Origin of the sequence: Vibrio sp. 1F253 (genome assembly GCF_041439295.1) — a bacterium.
GTDB classification, from domain to species: Bacteria; Pseudomonadota; Gammaproteobacteria; order Enterobacterales; family Vibrionaceae; genus Vibrio; species Vibrio tasmaniensis_A.
This window is the reverse complement of record NZ_JBGONU010000001.1, coordinates 70243-95588: the sequence shown is the minus strand read 5'-3', so window position 1 is coordinate 95588 and position 25346 is coordinate 70243. Positions and strand designations below refer to the sequence as shown.

Below are 25346 nucleotides of genomic sequence, written 5' to 3'. Positions count from 1 at the left end.
TCTATCTCATTAGATAAAATCCAGCTGATTACCAACCCGTGATTTCACGTAGGCCTTTACCGATGTCAGCAAGAGACTTAACAGTCTTAACGCCTGCTGCTTCCAGTGCTGCGAATTTATCTTCAGCAGTACCTTTACCACCAGAGATGATTGCGCCTGCGTGGCCCATACGTTTACCCGGAGGAGCCGTAACACCAGCGATGTAAGATACAACTGGCTTAGTTACGTTTGCTTTGATGAACTCAGCCGCTTCTTCTTCCGCAGTACCACCGATCTCACCAATCATTACGATTGCTTCAGTCTCTGGGTCTTCTTGGAAAAGTTTTAGGATATCAATGAAGTTTGAACCTGGAATAGGGTCACCACCGATACCAACACATGTAGACTGACCAAAGCCTTCATCTGTTGTTTGTTTAACTGCTTCGTACGTCAGAGTTCCTGAACGAGATACGATACCTACTTTACCCTTCTTGTGGATATGGCCAGGCATGATACCAATCTTACACTCGTCTGGAGTGATAAGACCTGGACAGTTAGGACCGATCATGCGAACGCCAGTTTCTTCTAGCTTCACTTTAACGTCGATCATGTCTGTAGTAGGGATACCTTCAGTGATTGTTACGATCAGTTCGATACCTGCATCAATCGCTTCTAGGATTGCATCTTTACAGAAAGGTGCTGGTACGTAGATAACTGTTGCTGTTGCGCCAGTCGCTTCTACTGCTTCACGTACTGTGTTGAATACTGGAAGGCCTAGGTGAGTTTGACCACCTTTACCAGGTGAAACACCACCAACCATTTGCGTACCGTATGCGATAGCTTGGTCTGAGTGGAATGTACCTTGACCGCCAGTGAAACCCTGACAGATTACTTTAGTGTCTTTGTTAATTAATACAGACATTATTTAGCCTCCGCAGCAGCAACAACTTTCTGAGCAGCATCTGTTAGAGATACAGCAGCAATGATATCAACATCAGAATTAGCAAGTACTTCGCGACCTAGGTCTGCGTTTGTACCTTCTAGACGAACAACTACTGGAACTGTTACGCCTACTTCTTTAACTGCACCGATAATACCTTCAGCGATCATGTCACAACGAACGATGCCACCGAAAATGTTTACGAGTACTGCTTTAACATTGTCATCAGAAAGGATGATCTTGAATGCTTCAGCTACACGCTCTTTTGTCGCGCCGCCGCCTACATCAAGGAAGTTTGCTGGCTTGCCGCCGTGTAGGTTTACGATATCCATCGTACCCATCGCAAGGCCTGCACCGTTAACCATACAGCCAACGTTGCCATCAAGTGCTACGTAGTTCAGTTCCCACTGAGCAGCGTGCGCTTCACGCTCGTCTTCTTGTGAAGGATCGTGCATTTCACGAAGCTTTGGCTGACGGTACATTGCGTTTGAGTCAATGTTGATCTTGCCGTCTAGACAAAGCAGGTTGCCTTCGCCAGTAATTACAAGCGGGTTGATTTCTAGTAGAGCTAGGTCGTACTGAGAGAACATTTGGCCAAGACCCATGAAGATCTTAACGAACTGTTTAATTTGATCGCCAACTAGACCAAGTTTGAACGCAAGTTCACGGCCTTGGTAAGCTTGAGGGCCCACTAGAGGATCGATCGCTGATTGGTGAATCAACTCTGGAGTTTCTTCAGCGATTTTCTCAATGTCCACGCCGCCTTCAGTTGACGCCATGAATACAATTTTGCGCGTTGCACGGTCAACAACAGCACCTAGGTAAAGTTCGTTAGCAATGTTCGATGCTTCTTCAACTAGGATCTTTGTTACAGGTTGACCATTAGCGTCTGTTTGGTAAGTCACTAGGTTTTTACCTAGCCACTTTTGTGCAAACTCTTTAACGCCTTCTTTGGTGTCATGTAGCTCTACGCCGCCCGCTTTACCGCGACCACCAGCGTGTACTTGACACTTAACGACTTTCTTGGCTGTACTGATACGACCTGCAGCTTCGAAAGCTTCTTGTGCAGTATCACATGCGAAACCTTCTGGTACAGGCAAACCGAATTCTGCAAACAGCTGTTTGGCTTGGTATTCATGCAAATTCATTTTGATATTCCGTTTATTTTCCCTTAAGGGATTATTATTTCCATAACGACACAGTTTCCTGTGGTACGTCTGTAGGGTCTTCTCAAATCAACTGCTGTCCATTTTCTAATGGCTTTACAGTTCAAGTGAAGGCCAGACGTTGAGCAGCCTAGCCTTTGAAACTTTTTACGTCTAGCTAACCGGGTTAACTAGACGTTTTAGAGATACTAAACGTCTAATAGCAGACGTGCTGGATCTTCTAGAAGCTCTTTGATGGTCACTAGGAATCCAACTGATTCACGGCCGTCGATTAGGCGGTGATCGTAAGAAAGCGCTAGGTACATCATTGGTAAGATCTCAACCTTGCCATCAACAGCCATTGGACGATCTTGGATTTTGTGCATACCCAAAATTGCCGCTTGAGGCGGGTTGATGATTGGCGTAGACATTAGAGAGCCAAATACACCACCGTTCGTGATAGTGAAGTTACCGCCCATCAACTCATCAACAGTTAGCTTGCCGTCACGGCCTTTGATTGCTAGCTCTTTGATGCCTTTTTCGATGTCAGCGAAACCTAGTGTGTCACAGTCTTTCAGTACTGGAGTCACTAGACCACGTGGCGTAGATACCGCCATGCTGATGTCGAAGTAGTTGTGGTAAACGATATCTGTACCATCGATAGAAGCGTTAACTTCTGGGAAACGTTTCAGTGCTTCTGTTACTGCTTTCACGTAGAAAGACATGAAACCAAGACGCGTATCATGACGCTTCTCGAATTGGTCTTTGTACTGCTTACGAAGGTCCATGATTGGCTTCATGTTCACTTCGTTGAAAGTAGTCAGCATAGCTGTGCTGTTCTTCGCTTCTAGAAGACGGTTTGCAACTGTCTTACGTAGGCGAGTCATAGGCACGCGTTTTTGGCTACGAGCCGCTGCTGGCGCTTCAACTGCTGGTGCAGAGGCTGCTGCCGGAGCCGCTTTCGCTGCTGCAAGGTGTGCGTCAATGTCTTCACGAGTAATACGACCACCAACACCAGTGCCTTTAACGTCAGCTGGTTGTAGGTTGTGCTCTGCAAGAAGACGACGAACAGCAGGGCTTAGTGCGTCGTTGCTTTCTTCTGTCAGTGCCGCTTTGTGGCGTTTATCAGGAGAAGCTTCTGTATCTTCAGTCGTGTCTTTCGTTGGTTCACCAGCGACAGCACCAGGCTTAATTTTAGCCAGAAGCTGCTTAGAAAGTACCGTAGCACCCTCTTCTTCGATGATAGCTTCCAGAACACCCGCTTCAGGAGCCGGTACTTCTAGAACTACTTTATCTGTTTCGATATCTACAATGACTTCATCACGTGCAACCGCTTCGCCCGGTTTTTTGTGCCAAGTAGCAACTGTTGCATCAGCCACAGATTCAGGTAAATCTGGAACCAGAATTTCAATTGTCATGTCTGTATTTTCCTTTTACTTCTAGTTCTTAAGTAGGGTCAAAGCGTCGTCTACTAACGCTTTTTGTTGTTTCAAGTGTACCGACATATAGCCAACAGCTGGTGACGCTGATGCAGGACGACCTGCGTATTGAATATCAGCACCTACTGGGATAGCAGCTCGGAAATTATGTTGGCTACTGTACCAAGCACCTTGGTTTTGTGGCTCTTCTTGACACCAAACGTAATCGACTACATTTGTGTATTGTGCGATTGCAGCTCTCACGTCCTCATAAGGGAACGGGTAAAGTTGCTCAATACGCACAATAGCGACATCGTCTTGCTCGTTCTTACGTCTTTGGTCAAGCAGGTCAAAGTAAACCTTACCTGAACAGAACACGACGCGTTTTACGTTCTCAGGAGCCAGATCATCAATTTCTGCGATAGCTGGTTGGAACGTGCCTTCTGCCAAATCTTCAAGAGAAGATGTACATAGAGGGTGACGAAGCAATGACTTAGGTGACATTACAATCAGTGGACGACGCATTGGTCGAACAACCTGACGGCGAATCATGTGGTAAACCTGAGCTGGTGTTGAAGGAACAACAACCTGCATGTTTTGTTCAGCACATAATTGAAGGTAACGTTCAAGACGTGCAGATGAGTGCTCTGGGCCTTGGCCTTCATAGCCGTGAGGAAGCAACATAGTTAGACCACATAAACGTGCCCACTTTTGCTCACCTGACGAAATGAATTGGTCGATTACAACTTGTGCACCGTTTGCGAAGTCACCAAATTGTGCTTCCCAAAGGGTTAGACCGCTTGGTTCTGCCGTTGCATAACCATACTCAAATGCGAGTACCGCTTCTTCAGATAACACAGAGTCAAATACTTGGAATGGCCCTTGTTTATCATGAATGTTCGCAAGAGGAACATACGTGCTTGCATCTGATTGATTGTGCAGTACTGAGTGACGGTGGAAGAACGTACCACGACCTGAATCTTGGCCTGAGATACGAATACGCTTACCGTCATCAACAAGTGTTGCGTAAGCCAGAGTCTCGGCCATACCCCAATCGACTTGTTTCTCACCATTCACCATGGCAGTACGATCGTTGTACAGTTTGTTTACTCGGCTTTGCAGCTTATGGCTGTCTGGGTATTGACAAAGTTTGCTACCGAGCTCTTTCAGGCGCTCGATATCAATCTTGTTGTCCCATTCGATGTTCCAGTCGTGACCTAGGTAAGGTGACCAATCCACTGAGTGAAGTGCCATTGGGCGCCACTCTTTAACCACAACTTCACCGTGATCAAGTGCATCACGATATTCATTAACGAGTTGAGTTGCCGTATCAATACCAAACTCACCGCGTTCCATTAGCACGTCAGCATAAAGCTTACGTGGCGTTGGATGCTTCTTGATTTTTTGGTACATCAAAGGCTGCGTTGCATTCGGCTCATCGGCTTCATTGTGACCGTGGCGACGGTAACAAACCAAATCAATAACAACATCACGCTTAAACGTATTACGGTAATCTAATGCAAGACGTGCTACGAAAGCGACAGCTTCTGGATCATCAGAGTTAACGTGGAAAATCGGAGCCTGAACCATCTTCGCGATATCGGTACAGTACATCGTAGAACGTGTATCGCGAGGGTTAGACGTTGTAAAACCAACTTGGTTATTTACAACGATACGAACCGTACCACCAACACAGAAACCACGAGCTTGAGACATGTTGAACGTCTCTTGTACTACACCCTGGCCAGCGATAGCTGAATCACCATGGATAGTAATTGGAAGTACACGACTGCCATCTTTATCGTCTAGACGATCTTGGCGAGCACGTACCGAACCGATAACTACCGGGTTTACGATTTCTAAGTGAGATGGGTTAAATGCAAGTGCTAAGTGAACGTTGCCGCCTGGTGTTGCGAAATCCGCAGAGAAACCTTGGTGGTATTTCACATCACCAGTGCCCCACGAGTCATCGCTGTGCTTGCCCGCAAACTCGTCAAACAGGTCTTGTGGCTTTTTACCAAGCACATTGACCAGCATGTTTAGACGACCACGGTGAGCCATACCAACAACAACTTCACGCATGCCTTGTCCACCAGCATGACGAATAATTTCCTTCGTCATTGGGATCAACGCATCACCACCTTCCAACGAGAAGCGTTTTGCGCCTGGGAATTTAGCACCAAGATAGCGCTCAAGACCTTCAGCAGCCGTTAGCTCTTCTAGGAAAGCTTGCTTTTCTTCTTTATCGAAAGAGGGTTGACCAGAAACAGACTCTAAACGTTGTTGGATCCAACGCTTTTGCTCTGTGTTAGTCATGTGCATGTATTCAGCACCAATCGAACCACAATAAGTTTGCTTTAAAGATTTGTACAAATCTCGAAGCACCATCGTCTCTTGGCCAATAGCGTAAGAGCCGACGTTAAACGTCTCATTGAGGTCATCTTCGGTAAGAGTGTGGAAAGAAGGATCCAGTTCAGCGACTGTATCTCTTTCCCATAAACCTAGGGGGTCTAGATTTGCTGATTGATGCCCTCGGAATCGATAGGCATTAATAAGTTGCAGAACCTTTACTTGTTTCGCATCGACATCTGGATCACTAACTTGGACACTGTAATGCTTTGTTTCTTGAGCGAGTCGACGGAAGTATTCACGAACACGAGAGTGTGGTTGTTCCACTGCTTCTGAAGCTTGCACAGGCAGTTCTTCAAAAACACTTCTCCATTCGTCACTTACCGAATCGGGGTCACTTAGATACAGTTCATAGAGTTCTTCTACGTACGTTGCATTGGCGCCAGCCAAGTGTGAAGACTCGAGCCATGCCTTCATCACGCCGTTGTGCATATTTTCCCTTAACCAGTAGTTTTCACGTTTGCTGCGGTCTATGCCGAGCTATTAAAAGGCCGCCCCAAAACTTCTAGGGCGGCAATTTTTATATAACTTAAACCGAACGATTCACTAGCATGGTCTTAATGTGACCAATCGCTTTCGTCGGATTTAATCCCTTAGGACAAACACTTACACAATTCATGATGCCATGGCAACGAAAAACGCTAAATGCATCATCAAGATCGGACAGACGTTCGTCTGTCGCCGTATCTCGGCTATCTATTAGCCAACGGTATGCTGCAAGTAGGCCTGCTGGTCCGATGAACTTATCTGGATTCCACCAGAATGATGGACATGAAGTCGTACAACATGCACACATAATACATTCATACAAACCATCTAAATGAGCACGCTCATCAGGGCTTTGTAGGTTTTCACGAGCCGGTGGCACATTGCCATCAGACACTAAGAACGGCTTAACTTTTTCGTAGTTATCGTAGAACTGAGTCATGTCTACGATCAAATCACGCACGACAGGCAAACCTGGAAGTGGGCGAATTACGATTTTATCTTGGCCAGAAAGTGCAGACAGTGGCGTGATACACGCCAATCCATTTTTACCATTCATGTTCAAACCATCAGAACCACATACACCTTCACGGCATGAGCGACGGAATGAAATCGTTGGATCTTGCTCTTTCAAAAGAATAAGCGCGTCCAAAAGCATCATGTCAGAACCTTCTTCCACCTCTAGGGTGTACTCTTTCATGTAAGGTTTCTGGTCCACGTCTGGGTTGTAACGGTATAAAGAGAAATTCAGTTTCATGGTCATATCTCCTTAGTACGTACGTGCTTTCGGCGGGAATGCTTCACGATGGATAGGTTCCATGTTCACGCCACGCTTAGTCATACTTTCTGATTCAGGGTTGTAAAGTGAGTGGCATAGCCATTGCTCATCATCACGATCTGGGAAGTCAAAACGAGCATGCGCTCCACGACTCTCTGTACGGAAGTTTGCTGCAACCGCGGTTGCAAATGCCGTTTCCATCAAGTTTTCCAGCTCTAAACACTCAATACGTTGCGTGTTGAACTCAGTCGACTTGTCTGAAAGGTGTGCATTTTTAAGACGCTCACGAATCACTTTCAGCTCTTCTAAGCCGTCAGCCATCGCTTTACCTTCACGGAATACAGAGAAGTTGTTCTGCATACATTGCTGAAGATCTTTACGAATTACCGCAGGGTCTTCACCGTCAGTACTGTTTTCCCAACGATTGTAGCGCTCTAGTGAACGTTCAATGTCGGCTTCAGTTGCAGGTTTTGCTTCAGCTTGCTTGTTCAAAGTCTCACCAAGGTGAAGACCTGTCGCACGGCCGAATACAACCAAATCAAGTAGCGAGTTGCCACCTAGACGGTTTGCACCGTGTACGGATACTGAAGCGATTTCGCCACAAGCGAATAGACCTTGAATTTCAACGTCTGTACCGTCTTCAGTTTGTTTAATTGCTTGACCAGAAACCTGTGTAGGAACACCACCCATCATGTAGTGACACGTTGGGATTACAGGAATTGGTTCTTTAACAGGATCAACGTGAGCGAAGGTACGAGAAAGCTCACATACACCCGGTAGACGAGATTCAAGCGTCTCTTTACCTAGGTGATCGAGTTTCAGCTTGATGTGTGGACCCCATGGACCATCACAACCACGACCTTCACGAATCTCAACCATCATCGAACGAGCTACAACATCACGACCAGCTAAATCTTTAGCATTCGGAGCATAACGTTCCATGAAGCGCTCGCCGTCTTTATTGAGAAGGTAACCACCTTCACCACGACAACCTTCTGTTACCAAAACACCTGCGCCAGCGATACCCGTTGGGTGGAACTGCCACATTTCGATGTCTTGCATTGGAACGCCTGCACGAATCGCCATGCCAACACCGTCACCAGTGTTAATGTGAGCATTGGTTGTTGATGCGTAAATACGACCAGCACCACCAGTAGCAAGGATTGTTGCCTTCGCTTTGAAGTAGCAAACCTCACCCGTCTCCATACAAAGCGCGGTAGTACCTAAGATTGCACCATCTTCGTTTTTAACAAGATCCAGTGCATACCACTCAGAGAAAACCGTCGTTTTGTGTTTAATGTTTTGTTGGTAAAGCGTGTGTAACAGTGCGTGACCAGTACGGTCGGCTGCCGCTGCGGTACGAGCCGCTTGCTCACCACCAAAATTCTTAGATTGGCCACCAAACGGACGTTGGTAAATACTGCCGTTATCAAAACGAGAAAATGGAAGACCCATTTTTTCTAATTCGATAACCGACTCAGGGCCATTTTTACACATGTATTCGATAGCATCTTGGTCGCCGATGTAATCGGAACCTTTTACCGTATCGTACATGTGTTGTTCCCAGTGATCTTCATGCGCATTACCAAGAGCAACGGTGATACCACCTTGCGCAGATACAGTATGAGAACGAGTTGGGAAAACTTTAGAAAGCAACGCACAAGATAGGCCTTGCTCAGAAATTTGTAGCGCGGCGCGCATACCAGCACCACCAGCGCCAATTACTACAGCATCAAACTCACGAACAGGAATAGTCACTTACGCACCCCACAAAATAAACAGACCAGAGAAGAAATATCCTAGAAGAACCGCAACAACACCGACTTGAAGACCAACGCGCAATTTTGCACATTTGATGTAGTCAGTTAGTACTTGCCACAAGCCGATCCACGCGTGAACCAAAATTGAAGTAAGCGCTAACATGGTGAAGACTTTAGTGAAAGTACCACCAAAGAATTGCGTCCAAGATGCGTAAGAAATATCACCTGAGAAAGCACAGAAGCTCACTAGGTAGATAGTGTAAAGCGTCATAATGATGGCTGTTGCACGAATCAATAGATAATCATGCACACCATTACGACCAAAAGTAGAAACGTTGTTTACCATACTAAGATCCCCGCTAGTAGAGACAATACCGCTGTTGCTGCGAATGCAACCTTCGCGCTCTTAGCGCCAGATTCCAGCTCTTCAAAGTGACCAAGGTCCATAAGAAGGTGACGAATACCACCAGCAATGTGGTAAGCCAAAGCGGTTAAAATGCCCCACAGAATAAACTTCACGAAGAAACCGTCGACAATGTCGCTAGCTTCCATAAAGCCTACAGGGGAAGAGAGGGAAATGGATAGTAACCAAAGCAAAATTCCGATCGCAACAAAAGTAATCACCCCAGACACACGGTGTAGGATGGAAGCTATTGCTGTGATAGGAAAGTGGATGGTCTGTAAATCTAAATTAACAGGTCTTGTCTTTCTTTCTTTCACGGGCTCGCTCACTCAGCTCCATTGAGCATGATGGTCATTAAATAACCTTATGTATTGTTATGGACAAAATTTGATTGCAAACCCTCAAAATTTAACATTAGCTTAACAAATAACGTAAGTTGAGCCTTAGATAATTGTAAAATAATTGTTAATAACTAGGTTTCCGAAGACACCTCACATTTCTTCTTAGCCTTGCATTTATAAGGTTTTAACCAAACTTTTCAGCGCCACTATACGGCTGGCAACATTCTAATACAATTGATGCAACAAATAATGCTACACAGCACAGACTTTTAACGAATTTAATGTAAAAAACACTAACAAGTGCACACAAAGCTGCAGAAAAATTGACTTTCTGACGTAAGACCAGTAAAAAAATGGCACATAAACATCCTGGACGGATTAATAATAACAAAGGAGATTGTTATGGCGGATAAGAAAGCTACCCTTCATATTGAAGGTCAAGCGCCGATCGAATTGCCGATTACAGAAGGTGTACTTGGTACTCCAGTCATCGACGTTCGTACACTGGGTTCTAATGGTTTTTTCACTTTTGATCCTGGTTTTCTTGCCACTGCATCTTGTGAATCGCAAATCACTTATATTGACGGTGGAAAAGGTATCCTTCTACACCGTGGTTATCCAATTGATCAACTGGCCAATAATGCTGATTACTTAGAAGTTTGTTACATTCTTTTATACGGCGAAGCTCCTTCTCGAGCTCAATACGAAGAGTTCAAGACGACTGTCACGCGTCACACCATGGTTCATGAGCAAATTGCTAGTTTCTTCCACGGCTTCCGCCGTGATGCTCACCCAATGGCTGTTATGTGTGGTGTGGTAGGTGCGCTTGCTGCGTTCTATCATGATTCATTAGATGTTAATAACGACACACACCGTGAAATTGCGGCATACCGCCTAATTTCAAAAATGCCAACACTGGCTGCAATGTGTTACAAATATTCTATCGGTCAACCGTTTATCTACCCACGCAATGACCTAGGCTACGCAGAAAACTTCCTGCACATGATGTATGCAAATCCATGTGAAGAATATGAAGTAAACCCTGTTGTTGCTCGCGCAATGGACAAAATCTTTACGTTACACGCAGATCACGAACAAAATGCTTCAACGTCAACGGTTCGTTTAGCTGGTTCTTCGGGCGCAAACCCATTTGCTTGTATTGCTGCTGGTATCGCTTCTTTGTGGGGTCCGGCTCACGGCGGTGCTAACGAAGCTTGTCTAATGATGCTTGAAGAGATCGGTAGCGTAGACAACATTGAAGAGTACGTAGCAAAAGCAAAAGACAAAGATGACCCGTTCCGTTTAATGGGCTTCGGTCACCGTGTTTACAAGAACTACGATCCACGTGCAACGGTAATGCGCGAAGCGTGCCACGAAGTACTTAAAGAGCTGAACATTCAAGATCCACTACTTGACGTTGCAATGGAACTTGAGCGCATCGCTCTTTCTGATGAGTACTTTGTATCGAAGAAACTATACCCGAACGTAGATTTCTACTCAGGTATCATTCTGAAAGCGATCGGTATTCCGGTATCAATGTTCACAGTAATCTTCGCGATGTCTCGTACTATAGGTTGGATTGCACACTGGAACGAAATGCACAGCGATCCGACGAACCGCATCGGTCGTCCTCGTCAGTTGTACACTGGTGAAGAACAGCGTGATTTCCAAGCTCTACACGAGCGCGAATAGTAAAGTTTAGACTTTTCTAATCGATTAAGATCAGAAAGGGTTGATGTATTAACATCAACCCTTTTCTTTTATATGCTCTCAACTCCGTCATCCTCAAGAGTGAGGGACGAGCGAGTTGGGGATCTCACTAATTGTAAATTGTATCGACAAGCTTTTAGAGATTCCCTACTCCTTCCTTTGTCAGTCTAGGGAATGACGAATTACTTGAGATCTCTCGAAATAAAATCCATTAGAGTTCTAATTAGCCAGTCTCATCGACGGGTACAAATTTATAGTGACTCGTATCCTACATCCCATATTTTCTTTTTATACCGGGTTGTCGATATCGATAAACTCAACAGCTAAGCCATGCTCTTTCGCTAGCCACTCACCTAATGCCTTCACACCATAACGTTCTGTTGCGTGGTGGCCTGCCGCAAAGTAATGGATATCTTGCTCACGTGCTGAGTAAGTAGTGCGCTCTGAAATTTCACCAGAGATAAATGCATCAATACCTTGAGAAGCCGCTAACTCAATGTAGTCTTGACCACCACCGGTGCACCAACCGACAGTAGTAATCATTTTGTCTTGGTTTTCTGGAGCGATATGCAGTGGTTTACGATTTAGAACTTGGTTAATTTTTGCAGCAAACTCTGCACCCGTCATTGGCGTACTCAACTTGCCAAACATCGCAACAGATTGTGGGTGCCCTTCTAAACCGCCTTCGACTTCGATATCAAGAAACTCTGCAAGCTTGGCGTTGTTACCAAGCTCAGGGTGGATATCAAGAGGGAGATGGTATCCTAAAAGGTTGATGTCATTTTTAATCAGGGTACGAATGCGCTTACCCTTCATGCCACGAATTGCTTCTGATTCACCTTTCCAGAAGAAGCCATGATGCACTAATAAAGCGTCTGCATTCAGTTCTACCGCTTTATCAATCAAGGCTTGAGAAGCTGTCACACCAGTAACGATTCGCTTCACTTCTGTTACGCCTTCAACTTGAAGACCATTAGGACAGTAATCTTTAATTTGCTGTGGCTGCAGTTTTTCGTTAAGTAGCTTTTCTAATTGTAAGTTATTCATTTTTATTTCCAGCTTACCTTTATAATAACGTCGTTATATCAATTTACGGGTAGAATGTCGAAAGCCCCAGGGTTATGTTTATAAAGAGCTAGTTTATGAGGAACAGATGACAGCACTGCAACGTTTTTACCAATGGGTCATCGACTCACCGCCATTACTAGAAATCAAGCCACCGATTTCGGATCTCAGTGCATTCTCAAGCCCTCATACCATAATAGATGCATCACATACATACAATGGTAATCCTAGGTTAGGTTTCCTCTACCAGCACCTATGTGAACAAGTCATCGAAGCTTCACCTGATTATTCGATCAAGTACGATGAAATTCAGATTAATGTGGATGGCAGAACGCTAGGTGCAATCGACTTTATTCTTGAAGAGGAGAGCAGCCAAAAGCTGCAACATTGGGAAGTGGCGATTAAGTTTTATCTGCTCCATGAACAAACATGGTTTGGGCCAAACTCTCATGATCAATTGGATAAGAAGCTCGATAGGATGCTAAGCCACCAGCTTGGTATGTCATCTTCAGCCGCCTTTATTGAACAGTATCCAGAGATTGATGTCGACTCAAAACATCTCCTCATGCAAGGTCGCCTTTATACCAACCCATTCTTGGAGCAAAACGTACCGACTGAATGTTTGAGTTACGACATTAATCCAAGCCAAGTAAACGGTTTTTGGTGCTATCAAAACCAAGCTCATTTAATTACTGAAGTGCTCTACCCTCTCACCAAAGAGCAATGGGCAGCGGGCACTGATGATTTCACCTGCGAGCCTATCACCGAGTTTGGTGACCGCTTTGTTCATGGACAAACCAAATCAGGACAGTTTTGGTTTGTGATGCCACAAAGCTGGCCACACGGCTAATCTATTCAGCCATTGAGTTGATTTAGTCTTAGCCACTTACTCACAGACAAATAAAAAGGGCTGATGCTTTCACATCAACCCTTTCACTATTTACTTGATGACTCTACTAATCTGTATTCGATTATAGGCCAGCGGCTGCAAATACTTGGTTAACAATCTCTTGAGCTTCTGCTTCGATTGCTTTCAGGTGCTCTTCACCTTTAAAGCTTTCACAGTAGATCTTGTAGATGTCTTCTGTACCTGATGGACGAGCAGCAAACCAACCGTTTTCAGTCGTCACTTTTAGGCCACCAATCGCAGCACCATTACCTGGAGCGTGCGTTAAGCGTGCAGTAATTGCATCACCAGCAAGCGTCTCAGCTGAAACCATCTCTGGAGATAGCTTCTTAAGCACGTCTTTTTGTGCGCCGTTAGCTACTGCTTGAATACGGTTGTACTTAGATTCGCCATGTTTAGCGGCAAGTTCTTCGTAGTATTCTTGTGGGTTCTTGCCCGTTACTGCTGTGATCTCGGCCGCAAGTAGGCAAAGAATCAGGCCATCTTTATCTGTTGACCAAGGCGTTCCGTCTTTACGTAAGAAAGATGCACCCGCACTCTCTTCACCACCGAAACCAAACTGACCGTTATATAGGCCATCAACGAACCATTTGAATCCCACTGGCACTTCGCAAAGCTCGCGACCTAAGTCAGCAACAACGCGGTCAATCAGAGCACTTGATACCAGTGTTTTACCCACTGCAACGTCTTTACCCCAACCTTCACGGTTGCGGTATAAGTAGTCAATACACACCGCTAGGAAGTGGTTGGGATTCATCAAGCCTTTTGGCGTAACAATGCCGTGGCGATCGTAGTCTGGGTCGTTGCCAAACGCTAATTGATAGTCGTCTTTAAGTGCCAGTAAACCTGCCATTGCGTATGGAGAAGAACAGTCCATACGAACCACACCATCTTTGTCTAGAGACATAAATTGGAACGAAGGATCAACAGCTTCACTGACCAGAGTCAGGTCTAGGTTGTACGCTTTGCCAATTTGACGCCAGTAATCAATACCGCTACCACCCAGTGGATCAACACCAATCTTGATGTTTGCTTTCTGGATTGCTTCCATATCAACCACGTTAACCAAGTCAGCAACGTAAGGAGCAACTAAATCAACTTCTTTCACTAGCTCAGACTGTTTAGCCTGTGCGATAGGAGTGCGCTTAACGCCTTGCATTTGCTCAGCAATGATCACATTCGCACGATCTTCAATCGCTTGAGTTAGCTCTGCCTCAGCAGGGCCACCGTGTGTCGGATTGTATTTAATACCCCCGTCTTGTGGTGGGTTATGCGAAGGCGTGATAACAATGCCGTCTGCTTTTTTGTCATTCACTAGGTTATGCGTAAGAATCGCGTGCGAGATACCTGGAGTTGGAGTAAAGCCATTGTTTTCTTGAACGATAACTTCAACGCCGTTTGCAACTAGCACTTCAATAACCGTAGAAAAAGCAGGCTCAGATAGAGCGTGAGTATCTTTGCCTAAGAAAAGTGGTCCTGTTGTACCTTGATCGGCACGAACCTCAGCAACCGCTTGTGCGATCGCTAGAATGTGGTTTTCATTAAATGTTGATTTGTCTGCTGTACCGCGGTGACCTGAAGTACCGAACAGTACTTTATGATCTGGGTTAGTAGCATCCGGTTGCTGTAAGAAATAGTTTGCAACTAAAGCCGGGATATTATGAAGATCTTCCTGCAGAGCTTTCTGCCCGGCACGAGGGTGCATAGCCATTATCGACATCCTTATATAAAATTTAAAAACAAAAAAACCTCATAATATCTTCTTAGCCATGGATATTATGAGGTTTAAATCAGATTTCGTTAAATTGAACCTGTTACTTTTTCTATCAATTCTGCTTGGAAATTCATGCGGCTCATAAGCTGTTCAACCATCTGTCTTTTTCGGCTTGTATTGTTATTCGTAATAACCCAAAAAGGACTTTGTGGAATAGCTTTAGGCTTAGTTGTGTTGCCGTTTGCTAACAACGTCGCTTCGTTGTCTGCAAAGTAAACACGCTTGCGGCCCTTTACTTGAGTTGCTTCTGAAAAGCTTAAAGGGTCGATTTTATGCAGTGTTGATAACACAAGCATGAAACGATCAATGGCTTTCTTTAGTGATGCAAACTCATCTGATATTAGTAGTGAGCGCATTTCTTTAACGCCATCGAACTTCTCTGGAGTAAAGCCTACCTCTTTGCTAACAACGATACCTTTTGGCTCAACGATCTCTTCGATCGGAACCGTGCCTTGGTTATCAACCAGTAACAAGCGGCGCAGAATATCTGAAGCGCTTTCGCCAATACGTTCTGTCTGACCCGCAATAAAACGGTATAGGTCCTCATCAACCTCAATTGTTTTCATTCGCTTTTCACAATCTCAATGTTTAAACTCTGAGGGATTATAGCGAGATCCGCGCGGATACTCTACGTCAAACCCACCATGAATAAGATAAAAATGTCAGTACAGCTCAACTATAAAATTGAAGGTGAGGGTCACACCATTGTTTTGATCCATGGATTATTCGGAAATTTGGACAACCTTGGCTTGCTCGCTAGGGATCTAAAAACCGATCATCAGGTACTTAGCATCGATCTACGTAACCACGGCCAATCTTTCCATAATGACACTCATAATTATCAAGCTATGGCACAAGATGTGGCTCAACTGCTGAATGATCTTGAGTTAGAAGGTGTCACTGTGATTGGTCACTCGATGGGTGGCAAGGTAGCGATGGCACTGACACAACATCTGACGCTGCATAAATTGATTGTCTTAGATATGGCACCAGTCGCGTACACCCAAAGTCGTCACGACAACGTATTCGCAGGCCTACAAGCTGTGATAGAAGAAAAACCGACATCACGCTCAGAGGCGCTTAAGGTCCTCGCAAAACATATCGAAATTGATGGGGTTCGCCAGTTCTTAACGAAATCTTTGTTCAAATCAGAACAAGGCATCATGGAATGGCGTTTCAATGTTGCCTCGCTCTTAAACAACTACCCACATATTATTGGTTGGGAACCGATTGACAAAACCTCGGTCAAAACCTTGCTAATCAAGGGTGGTGACTCTGATTACCTGACGGCTGAACATCAAACCGCCGTTCAACAGCAGTTTTCCAACGCAAAGGCACATGTTATCGCCAACACTGGACATTGGCTACACGCGGAAAAGCCCGCTGAAGTGCTCCGTGCAATAAGGAAATTCATCACTTAGATAGGTTGATTAGTCGATATAAATGAGAGCTGTGTAATCACAGCAGATTAACTTTATCTCACAACAGTGATATAGTGCGCCCAAGCAAATTTGGTATATAAGGTTCCCATGCTTTACGACTACATGAACATCATTGAATCTGTTGGTTTAGATCTTCTGTTTGCCGCGATTTTCTTTCTAATCGGAATGGCAATTAAAGACGTTCTAAAGCAGGGAAATGTTCCTGCATTTGGTCGTCGTATCGTATGGTTAGTACTTTTCCTTGGCTGCGCAGGCTTTATCGCAAAAGGGATAATCCAACTAAGCTGGGAAGGAACTGGAATCTAACGATTTCCTCCGAACTTTATTACACCGACAACAGACAAAATGAAAGGTAATGATTCTATGGCAAGTGTAGGTCTCTTCTTTGGTAGCGATACAGGTAACACTGAAGCTGTTGCTAAGATGATTCAAAAGCAATTGGGCAAGCAGCTCGTTCAAGTTCAAGACATTGCAAAAAGCAGCAAAGAAGATATCGATAACTTCGATCTGCTGCTGCTTGGTATCCCTACGTGGTACTACGGCGAAGCACAATGTGATTGGGATGACTTTTTCCCTGAGCTAGAAGCTATTGATTTCTCAACTAAGCTTGTTGCGATTTTTGGTTGTGGCGACCAAGAAGATTACGCAGAATACTTCTGCGATGCTATGGGTACTATCCGTGATATCGTTGAAGCAAAAGGCGGTACTATCCTAGGTCACACGTCAACTGAAGGCTACGAATTCGAAGCATCGAAAGGTTTAGTTGAAGGCGATGACAGCCAATTCGTTGGTCTATGTATTGACGAAGACCGTCAACCTGAGCTGACTGATGAGCGCGTATCTAACTGGGTTAAACAAATCCACGAAGAGATGTGCCTAGCAGAGCTAGAAGACTAATTCATTAGCGGTTGTTAATTGTTACAATTAATGACCGTTATATAGATATGAAAAAACCTCCTTATGGGAGGTTTTTTTCTATTCAATGTTTATCAATCAACACTCAGCTTCTAATGCTTCGTCATCCTCTCTAAATTGTGGCTTCTTTCTCACATAGAGAGTTCGCTGAATTTCCGAAACCACACTTCCCTGCTTATCTTTAACGTGGATGATAAATTCGGGGAAACACTTCTCACCAAGTTGTGTCTGACGATAGATATCCTCAAGTTGCCCTTGGCTTATCTCAAAGTCTGCATACAAGTCGGATTGACCAGGCTTGATAAAGTTAATACTCGCCTCTTTATCCCAAACATAATATCGCTCACCTAAAATCCCCATTAACATTAACGAGTAAACGGGATCGGTAAGAGAAAAGATACTGCCTCCATATTGAGTCCGATTAGCGTTCTTATTCCACCACCGCAACTTGAGCACAGTCTTAACAACCCTAAAGTCAGCGCTAATGTGAGCTATTCGAATTCCCGAGCCCCAAAAGGGAGGCCAAATATTGAGTGCAAATTTTACAATATTGGGTTTATATATTTTTGCGAGTTGCTTATTCATAACAACAATCCATGTTCATATCAAAAAACACCGTCACCTGGCTGGTCGTACCTCCACTATAAGTGAGATACTTCCAATTTACAAAACAGATTGTGATGTCAGTGAGTAACCCTTTGAAGTTCGTGGTTTATTGTTATGCCTGACTAAACTATAATGGTATTAATATTGAATTCTGTTAATTGCTGCAGATCATCAACAGGAAAGTATATGTCAGACAATAATCAAGCGCTAAAAGATGCTGGTCTTAAAGTGACCCTCCCACGGCTCAAAATTTTAGAAGTATTACAACAACCAGACTGCCAACATATTAGTGCTGAAGATTTATATAAAAAGCTGATCGACTTAGGTGAAGAGATTGGTCTTGCGACCGTTTATCGCGTACTAAACCAATTCGATGATGCAGGCATTGTAACTCGTCACCACTTTGAAGGTGGTAAGTCTGTATTCGAACTTTCAACACAGCATCACCATGATCACCTAGTATGTTTAGACTGCGGTGAAGTTATCGAGTTCTCTGATGATCTTATCGAAGAAAGACAAAAAGAAATCGCTCAACGCTACAATGTACAGCTAACTAACCACAGTTTGTATCTGTATGGTAAAAGCATCACTGGGGATTGCAAAGGCAACCCAGACGCACATAAAGCGAAGAAGTAACACAGAACGCTGGCTTAGGCCGGCGTTTTTTATTTGGGCTGATATTGTATTAAGAATCACAGTAGCTTGGCCCACAATTTGGTTATTTCCCAGACACAAAAAAACCGGCTCTAAGCCGGTTTTTTATTAAGCGTCTCTTGAGAAACTAAGCTCCGAGAAACAGAGCTTGGAAAAATAGAGTAGAGAAAAACAAAGCCATTAAGCCTCAGTTTTACCCCAAGTGTCACGTAGACCAACCGTGCGGTTGAATACTAGCGCGTCTGCTTTAGAGTCTTTCGAATCTACACAGAAATAACCTGTACGTTCAAACTGGTACGCTTGCTCTGCCACACCTTCTCCTAGGCTAGGTTCAACAAAACCGTTTAGCGTAACAAGTGATTCAGGGTTTAGCGTTGCAGCGAAATCATCAGCAGCGGCAGGGTTTGGCACTGTGAATAGACGATCGTATAAACGAATCTCAGCAGGCAACGCTTTATCAGCCGATACCCAGTGAATAACGCCTTTCACTTTACGGCCATCTGCAGGGTTCTTACCCAATGTTTCATTGTCGTAAGAACAGAAGATAGTCGTAATGTTGCCTTCTGCATCTTTTTCGATACGTTCAGCTTTGATCACGTAAGCACCACGTAGACGAACTTCTTTACCTAGAACCAAACGCTTGTACTTTTTGTTTGCTTCTTCACGGAAGTCATCACGCTCAATCCAAACTTCACGTGTAAATGGTACTTCACGAGTACCCATTTCTGGCTTGTTCGGGTGGTTTGCTACCGTCAATGTTTCTACTGTATCAGCGTCGTAGTTTTCAATCACGACCTTGATAGGGTCAAGAACAGCCATTGCACGAGGTGCATTTTCGTTCAGATCATCACGGATACAAGATTCAAGTGAACCGAACTCAATCATGTTCTCTTGCTTAGTCACACCAATACGTTTACAGAATTCACGAATCGAGCTTGAAGTGAAGCCACGACGACGCAAACCAGAGATAGTTGGCATACGTGGATCGTCCCAGCCTTCAACTAGATTTTCAACCACAAGTTGGTTCAGCTTACGCTTCGACATTACCGTGTATTCAAGATTCAGACGGCTAAACTCGTATTGACGAGGTTGGCAATCAATCGTGATGTTATCTAGAACCCAGTCATACAAACGACGGTTGTCTTGGAATTCAAGCGTACAGATAGAGTGCGTGATACCCTCTAGCGCATCAGAGATACAGTGAGTAAAGTCGTACATTGGGTAAATGCACCACTTATCAGCAGTTTGATGGTGGTGAGCAAAACGAACGCGGTAGATAACAGGATCGCGCATAACCATGAATGAAGAGCTCATGTCGATCTTAGCACGTAGACACGCTTTACCTTCTTCGAAGCCACCGTCACGCATTTTTTCGAACAACGCTAAGTTCTCTTCAGGACTGCGATCACGGTATGGGCTCGCTTTACCTGGCTCTTTTAGCGTGCCACGGTACTCACGGATTTGATCAGGACTTAGCTCGTCAACATACGCTAAGCCTTTATTAATTAATTCCACAGCATAAGCGTAAAGCGTATCGAAGTAGTTTGATGAGTAACAAATATCACCAGACCATTCAAAGCCTAACCAGCTTACATCATTCTTAATTGACTCAACGTATTCAACGTCTTCTTTTTCAGGGTTTGTATCATCGAAACGAAGATTACATTGTCCCTGGTAGTCCTGAGCAATACCAAAGTTCAAGCAAATAGATTTAGCGTGACCAATGTGCAGGTAGCCATTTGGCTCCGGCGGGAAACGAGTATGCACGCTACTGTGTGTACCATCCGCTAAATCTTTATCGATAATTTGGCGAATGAAATTCGATGGACGAGCCTCAGCTTCACTCATCTATAGCACCTCTATGTATTTAGTATTGTCAGAGAAAGTTATCTTTTGTACCAATGAAAATGGTCGCTTACAGCGCCAGTCAAAGATAGAAAGATCATTGTTGCTAATCATCCACAATTCTTCGCCTTTGCACAATAAGAACCGTCCGTTAATTGCGATTATTTCTGCTATTCGATGAAGAATAGAACGAACCGGGTTCATTGACCTTAAACAGTAGGCACAAAAAAGCCTCCCGTTTGGGAGGCTTTCAATTTGAAACTTACTTAAGAGTAACTTTACTTCTTAATTAAGCACTTCCGTCACTATGGAAGTTTTACATCAGATAGGTCTTCACCTGCACCGATAGCTTTCATTTCGCCAGCTACGATTTCAGCTAGTGGGCCTAGGATAACCTGTAGGTTGTTCTCACCTAGTTTAACCACACCTTTAGCGCCAAGCTTCTTAAGAACAGCTTCATCTGCGATAGAGCGGTCTTTAAGAGTTAGACGTAGACGAGTGATACAAGCGTCGATTGAAGTTAGGTTGTCGTGACCACCTAGTGCTTTCAGGTATTGACGTGCAACTTCACCTTTTGGTGCGTCGCCAGCAGGAGCTGCTACAGCTTCGTCATCATCTTCACGACCTGGCGATTTCAAGTTGAAAGCGCGGATTGCGAAAGAGAAAGTGAAGAAGTATAGAGCACCGAAACCAAGACCGATTAGTAGTAGTACGAATGGTTTAGTTGCTAGACCCCAGTTCAATACGAAGTCGATAAGACCAGCAGAGAAACCGAAACCGTGTAGAGTACCAAACATGTTTGCAACTACTAGAGACAGACCTGTAAATACAGCGTGCATTGCGTATAGAGCAGGAGCTAGGAATACGAACATGAATTCTAGCGGCTCTGTGATACCTGTTAGGAATGAACAGAATGCAACTGAGAACAGTGCACCACCAACTTGGCTGCGTTTTTCAGCAGGAGCAGCTAGGTACATTGCAAGTGCAGCACCTGGTAGACCGAACATCATTACAGGGAAGAAACCGTTCATGAATACGCCAGCGCCTTTATCGCCACCGAAGAAACGGTGTAGGTCGCCAGATTTAACAGTTTCAGTCACTTCTTTAACTACAGTAGTGATTTCTGGAGTTACAGAGTTAGCGAATGTGAATGTGTGCTCTTGGCCAACAACTAGAGTTTTAGCTAGTGATGGGTCAACACAAAGTTGAGTGATGTTAGCAAATGCGCCTTGACCAGCAACGATGATTTCTTGACATGTACCCATACCGAACCAGAAGTATGAGTTCAATACGTGGTGTAGACCTACAGGGATAAGTGCACGGTTAAGAGTACCGTAAACGAATTGACCAATAGCGCCAGATGTTGATACTGCGTGAGCCAGTGCGTCTAGACCAGATTGAACACCAGGCCAAACCACACCAGACACAGCACCTGCAACAAGTGCAAATAGACCAGCCATGATAGGTACTAAACGTTTACCCGCAAAGAAAGCCAGCCACTCAGGAAGACGTGTTGCATGAAAAGCGTTGTAAGAGTGACCAGCGATGATACCAGCGAAGATACCGCCGAAGAATGACATGTTTACGTCAGCGTTAATTGTTGTTGCTGTCGCTGTTAGTACGAAGTAAGCAACTGCACCAGCAAGACCTGCTGCGCCGTTACCGTCTTTAGAAAGACCAATCGCGATACCTAGACCAAATAGCAATGGTAGGTTACCGAAGATAGCTCCACCAGCTTCTGCCATGAATGGAATATCAAGTAGATCGCCTTGACCTAAACGTAGTAGAAGCGCCGCAATCGGAAGTGTTGCGATAGGTAGCATTAATGCCTTACCTAGCTTCTGTGCATATCCTAGAATATTCACCAGTTGTTTCCCCCTATAGGATTTTTTAGAATTCATTTGAGAAACTTATTTTAGTCGCTCAATTTAGTCCTATTCAGTGTATTCAATTAATTTTGCCCCGCAAATTAAAACCTTACCATTTGTGATCCTAATCACCAGTTTTTACCAAATCCAGAGGTTTTTGCTAGCGAGATCATAAAACTTATTTTATCATTCAAAAAAATGAGTGTTTATAGATAAAATTCAAATCTAATCATTAGGCAAAAACATGATATTCCTAACTTTAGATTACCCTATGAATAATCATTAACAATGAACCTAAACGTATAATACAGATCAATTGTTCATATGTTTTTCAACAACTTAAATAGCTTCCCATTTTGAAGCCGTTCGCCCATAAAAGATAAATCGTTACGTAAATGATGCTCGCAAACTAAGTCCACATTTAGGTAACGAACAAATTTAAAAGATCTCACGAAATAAGGATTAGCTGACTATGTACGCGCTAAGTAACTGTAAAATTTACACTGGTAGTGATGTTCTAACCGATCATGCCGTCGTAATAGAAAATGAACTGATCAAAAAAGTCTGTCCTATCTCTGAATTGCCAGAAGGAATCGAGGTTCGCGATCTAAACGGAGCAAACCTAAGCCCAGGTTTCATTGACTTACAGCTGAATGGTTGTGGCGGTGTAATGCTTAACGATGAGATCACGGCAGAAACAATGCAGATCATGCACGAAGCAAACCTTAAATCAGGCTGTACTAGCTTCTTGCCTACGCTCATCACCTCTTCAGACGAAGATATGCGTGCAGTTATTACTGCAGCTCGTGAATATCACAACCAGTACCAAAACCAATCACTAGGTCTGCACCTTGAAGGTCCATACCTAAACGTTGCAAAAAAAGGCATTCATAGCGTCGATCACATTCGTAAATCAGACAGCGAAATGATTGAACTGATTTGTGAGAACAGCGACCTAGTTGCAAAAGTAACATTGGCACCAGAGCTTAATGATCCCGAACATATCGAGCGCCTACACAAAGCTGGCGTTGTCGTTTCAATCGGCCATACAAACGCGACTTACGCAGAAGCTCGACAAAGTTTCGAATCTGGTATCACTTTCGCTACTCACCTATTCAATGCGATGACCCCTATGGTCGGTCGTGAACCTGGCGTTGTTGGCGCGATTTACGACACGCCAGAAGTTTATGCTGGTATCATCGCCGACGGCTTCCACGTTGATTACGCAAACATCAGAATTGCGCACAAAATCAAGGGAGAAAAGCTAGTATTAGTGACGGATGCCACAGCTCCTGCAGGTGCTGACATGGAATACTTTATTTTTGTCGGTAAGAAAGTATATTACCGAGATGGTAAGTGTGTTGATGAAAACGGCACACTGGGCGGCTCAGCTCTGACTATGATTGAAGCAGTTCAGAATACAGTTGAGCACGCTGGTATCGCTTTAGACGAAGCTCTTCGCATGGCTACGCTATACCCAGCTACGGCTATCGGTGTAGAAAGCAAGCTAGGTCGAATCAAAAAAGGCATGGTTGCAAACCTAGCTGTATTTGACCGAGACTTTAACGTTAAAGCGACTGTTGTTAATGGACAATACGAGCACAATTAAGTATGAATGGCGGACAAATAGGTAACGTAGACTTAGTTAAACAACTAAACAGTGCGGCGGTATACCGACTAATAGACCAGCAAGGGCCTATCAGTCGTATACAAGTGGCTGATGTAAGCCAACTCGCACCGGCAAGTGTTACAAAAATTACCCGCCAACTTTTGGAGCGCGGCCTCATTAAAGAGGTTGCGCAACAAGCGTCTACTGGCGGTAGACGCGCGATCTCCCTAACCACAGAAGTCGACCCTTTTCATTCTGTCGCTGTACGCTTAGGTAGAGACTATATTCAAATAAGCCTTCATGACCTTGGCGGTCGTGAGTTGGCTTTCCAACAACAAGACCTGGATTATTCAGACCAATCAGACCTTACACAAGGCTTGGTCAATAACCTCAAGGCTTTCATTGCTGAGCATCAGCCAAAGATCGACCAACTGATTGCCATTGGTGTCACCCTTCCAGGCTTGGTTAACCCAACAACCGGTGTTGTTGAGTACATGCCAAATACGGACATCGATAACCTCGCATTGAGCGACATTATTCGCGACACTTTCCATGTGGCTTGTTTTGTTGGTAATGACGTTAGAGGAATGGCGCTTGCTGAGCACTACTTCGGTGCAAGTAAAGACAGTCAAGATTCTATTTTGGTCAGTGTGCACCGTGGTACGGGTGCTGGTATTATCGTTAATGGACAGGTTTTCTTAGGCCATAACCGTAACGTGGGTGAAATTGGTCATATCCAAATTGATCCGCTAGGAGAACAGTGCCAGTGTGGTAACTTCGGTTGTCTTGAAACCGTAGCGGCAAACCCTGCCATTGTTGATCGAGTACAGAAGCTCATTAAGCAAGGCTATGAATCTTCTTTAACGGAACTTGAACATATTACGATTCAAGATGTTTGTGACCACGCAATCAATGGCGATGAACTCGCGAAACAAAGCTTAGTTCGAGTAGGAAACCAGTTAGGTAAGGCTATCGCGATGACGATTAACCTGTTTAACCCTCAGAAAGTTATCATTGCTGGTGATATTACGAAGGCACAAGAGATTGTTTTCCCTGCAATTAAGCGCAATGTAGAGAATCAGTCGTTAACGACTTTCCATAGCGGCCTGCCTATTGTAGCATCACAGATCGATAAACATCCTACGATGGGAGCCTTTGCCATGATTAAGCGCGCCATGCTCAACGGTGTGTTACTGCAAAAGCTTCTTGAAGACTAAAGAAAACAATTCTGATTTTCCGCGGGCCGTGTTTGTATAAACACGGCCCGTTTTTTTAAGCTAGGGAACTACAAC

At 44.4% G+C, this 25346-nt stretch carries 22 protein-coding genes; 8 read left to right on the top strand and 14 right to left on the bottom strand.

The features are described 5' to 3' along the window. Nucleotides 1-28 precede the first annotated feature (28 nt). From sucD to sdhC, 8 genes are all read right to left on the bottom strand, one after another. Nucleotides 29-901: a succinate--CoA ligase subunit alpha gene (sucD, locus tag ACED28_RS00500; RefSeq protein ID WP_017096870.1), complete on the bottom strand. Its 873-nt coding sequence runs from the start codon at nt 899-901 to the stop codon at nt 29-31. Beyond that, nucleotides 901-2067 carry an ADP-forming succinate--CoA ligase subunit beta gene (sucC, locus tag ACED28_RS00495; protein WP_009847317.1) on the bottom strand — a complete coding sequence of 389 codons (1167 nt, stop codon included), beginning with the start codon at nt 2065-2067 and terminating at the stop codon, nt 901-903. The genes sucD and sucC overlap by 1 nt, the downstream gene beginning before the upstream one ends. Nucleotides 2068-2273: 206 nt before the next feature. Continuing rightward, nucleotides 2274-3482 carry a 2-oxoglutarate dehydrogenase complex dihydrolipoyllysine-residue succinyltransferase gene (gene odhB, locus ACED28_RS00490; RefSeq protein WP_009847318.1) on the bottom strand — a complete coding sequence of 403 codons (1209 nt, stop codon included), beginning with the start codon at nt 3480-3482 and terminating at the stop codon, nt 2274-2276. 21 nt (nt 3483-3503) lie between these two features. After that, nucleotides 3504-6323 (bottom strand): 2-oxoglutarate dehydrogenase E1 component, encoded by a 2820-nt coding sequence (gene sucA, locus ACED28_RS00485; protein ID WP_102456983.1) that lies wholly within the window; start codon nt 6321-6323, stop codon nt 3504-3506. 97 nt (nt 6324-6420) lie between these two features. Beyond that, nucleotides 6421-7134 (bottom strand): succinate dehydrogenase iron-sulfur subunit, encoded by a 714-nt coding sequence (locus ACED28_RS00480; RefSeq protein ID WP_009847320.1) that lies wholly within the window; start codon nt 7132-7134, stop codon nt 6421-6423. A 12-nt stretch (nt 7135-7146) separates the two neighbouring features. Continuing rightward, nucleotides 7147-8913, bottom strand: coding sequence for a succinate dehydrogenase flavoprotein subunit (gene sdhA / locus ACED28_RS00475; protein WP_009847321.1), 1767 nt, complete (start codon nt 8911-8913; stop codon nt 7147-7149). Continuing rightward, entirely contained in the window at nt 8914-9261 is a 348-nt protein-coding gene (gene sdhD, locus ACED28_RS00470; protein WP_004734215.1) for a succinate dehydrogenase, hydrophobic membrane anchor protein, read from the bottom strand. Continuing rightward, nucleotides 9255-9647 carry a succinate dehydrogenase cytochrome b556 subunit gene (gene sdhC / locus ACED28_RS00465; protein ID WP_012604532.1) on the bottom strand — a complete coding sequence of 131 codons (393 nt, stop codon included), beginning with the start codon at nt 9645-9647 and terminating at the stop codon, nt 9255-9257. The genes sdhD and sdhC overlap by 7 nt, the downstream gene beginning before the upstream one ends. A 414-nt stretch (nt 9648-10061) precedes the next feature. On the opposite strand from sdhC, the gene ACED28_RS00460 reads away from it, so the two are divergent. Then, nucleotides 10062-11351, top strand: coding sequence for a citrate synthase (locus ACED28_RS00460; RefSeq protein WP_004734217.1), 1290 nt, complete (start codon nt 10062-10064; stop codon nt 11349-11351). Between the two features lie 306 nt (nt 11352-11657). On the opposite strand, the gene ACED28_RS00455 is transcribed toward ACED28_RS00460, so the two are convergent. Continuing rightward, nucleotides 11658-12416, bottom strand: a complete 759-nt coding sequence (locus ACED28_RS00455) for a Nif3-like dinuclear metal center hexameric protein (protein WP_371709046.1) — start codon at nt 12414-12416, stop codon at nt 11658-11660. 106 nt (nt 12417-12522) lie between these two features. On the opposite strand from ACED28_RS00455, the gene ACED28_RS00450 reads away from it, so the two are divergent. Further along, complete coding sequence (locus ACED28_RS00450) at nt 12523-13284, top strand: DUF1853 family protein (RefSeq protein ID WP_371709045.1); 762 nt, start codon at nt 12523-12525, stop codon at nt 13282-13284. Between the two features lie 121 nt (nt 13285-13405). Here the strand turns inward: ACED28_RS00450 and pgm are convergent, their stop codons facing one another. Both pgm and seqA read right to left on the bottom strand, forming a co-directional pair. After that, nucleotides 13406-15052 (bottom strand): phosphoglucomutase (alpha-D-glucose-1,6-bisphosphate-dependent), encoded by a 1647-nt coding sequence (pgm, locus tag ACED28_RS00445; RefSeq protein ID WP_009847325.1) that lies wholly within the window; start codon nt 15050-15052, stop codon nt 13406-13408. Nucleotides 15053-15141: 89 nt separating this feature from the next. Then, a complete protein-coding gene (seqA, locus tag ACED28_RS00440; RefSeq protein ID WP_012604536.1) occupies nt 15142-15681 on the bottom strand; it encodes a replication initiation negative regulator SeqA in 540 nt (179 codons plus the stop codon). 93 nt (nt 15682-15774) lie between these two features. On the opposite strand from seqA, the gene ACED28_RS00435 reads away from it, so the two are divergent. The 3 genes from ACED28_RS00435 to fldA all read left to right on the top strand — a co-directional run bounded on the left by ACED28_RS00435 (nt 15775) and on the right by fldA (nt 17454). Further along, complete coding sequence (locus ACED28_RS00435; protein ID WP_371709109.1) at nt 15775-16536, top strand: alpha/beta fold hydrolase; 762 nt, start codon at nt 15775-15777, stop codon at nt 16534-16536. A gap of 108 nt (nt 16537-16644) precedes the next feature. Beyond that, a complete protein-coding gene (locus ACED28_RS00430) occupies nt 16645-16863 on the top strand; it encodes a DUF2788 domain-containing protein (RefSeq protein ID WP_009847328.1) in 219 nt (72 codons plus the stop codon). A 57-nt stretch (nt 16864-16920) separates the two neighbouring features. Continuing rightward, complete coding sequence (gene fldA / locus ACED28_RS00425; protein ID WP_009847329.1) at nt 16921-17454, top strand: flavodoxin FldA; 534 nt, start codon at nt 16921-16923, stop codon at nt 17452-17454. A gap of 96 nt (nt 17455-17550) precedes the next feature. On the opposite strand, the gene ACED28_RS00420 is transcribed toward fldA, so the two are convergent. Then, entirely contained in the window at nt 17551-18057 is a 507-nt protein-coding gene (locus ACED28_RS00420) for a DUF4442 domain-containing protein (RefSeq protein ID WP_009847330.1), read from the bottom strand. Nucleotides 18058-18264: 207 nt separating this feature from the next. Between ACED28_RS00420 and fcrX the strand changes: the two genes are divergently transcribed. After that, nucleotides 18265-18714 (top strand): ferric iron uptake transcriptional regulator FcrX, encoded by a 450-nt coding sequence (gene fcrX, locus ACED28_RS00415; protein WP_004734226.1) that lies wholly within the window; start codon nt 18265-18267, stop codon nt 18712-18714. Nucleotides 18715-18912: 198 nt separating this feature from the next. Here the strand turns inward: fcrX and glnS are convergent, their stop codons facing one another. Further along, entirely contained in the window at nt 18913-20580 is a 1668-nt protein-coding gene (gene glnS, locus ACED28_RS00410; protein WP_102250395.1) for a glutamine--tRNA ligase, read from the bottom strand. Between the two features lie 302 nt (nt 20581-20882). Continuing rightward, complete coding sequence (gene nagE, locus ACED28_RS00405; protein ID WP_029222967.1) at nt 20883-22442, bottom strand: N-acetylglucosamine-specific PTS transporter subunit IIBC; 1560 nt, start codon at nt 22440-22442, stop codon at nt 20883-20885. A 475-nt stretch (nt 22443-22917) separates the two neighbouring features. Here nagE and nagA point away from each other — a divergent pair, with 475 nt between their 5' ends. Both nagA and ACED28_RS00395 read left to right on the top strand, forming a co-directional pair. Continuing rightward, nucleotides 22918-24054, top strand: coding sequence for an N-acetylglucosamine-6-phosphate deacetylase (nagA, locus tag ACED28_RS00400; RefSeq protein ID WP_012604541.1), 1137 nt, complete (start codon nt 22918-22920; stop codon nt 24052-24054). Nucleotides 24055-24056: 2 nt separating this feature from the next. Further along, nucleotides 24057-25271, top strand: coding sequence for an ROK family protein (locus ACED28_RS00395; RefSeq protein ID WP_009847335.1), 1215 nt, complete (start codon nt 24057-24059; stop codon nt 25269-25271). Nucleotides 25272-25346 lie beyond the last annotated feature (75 nt).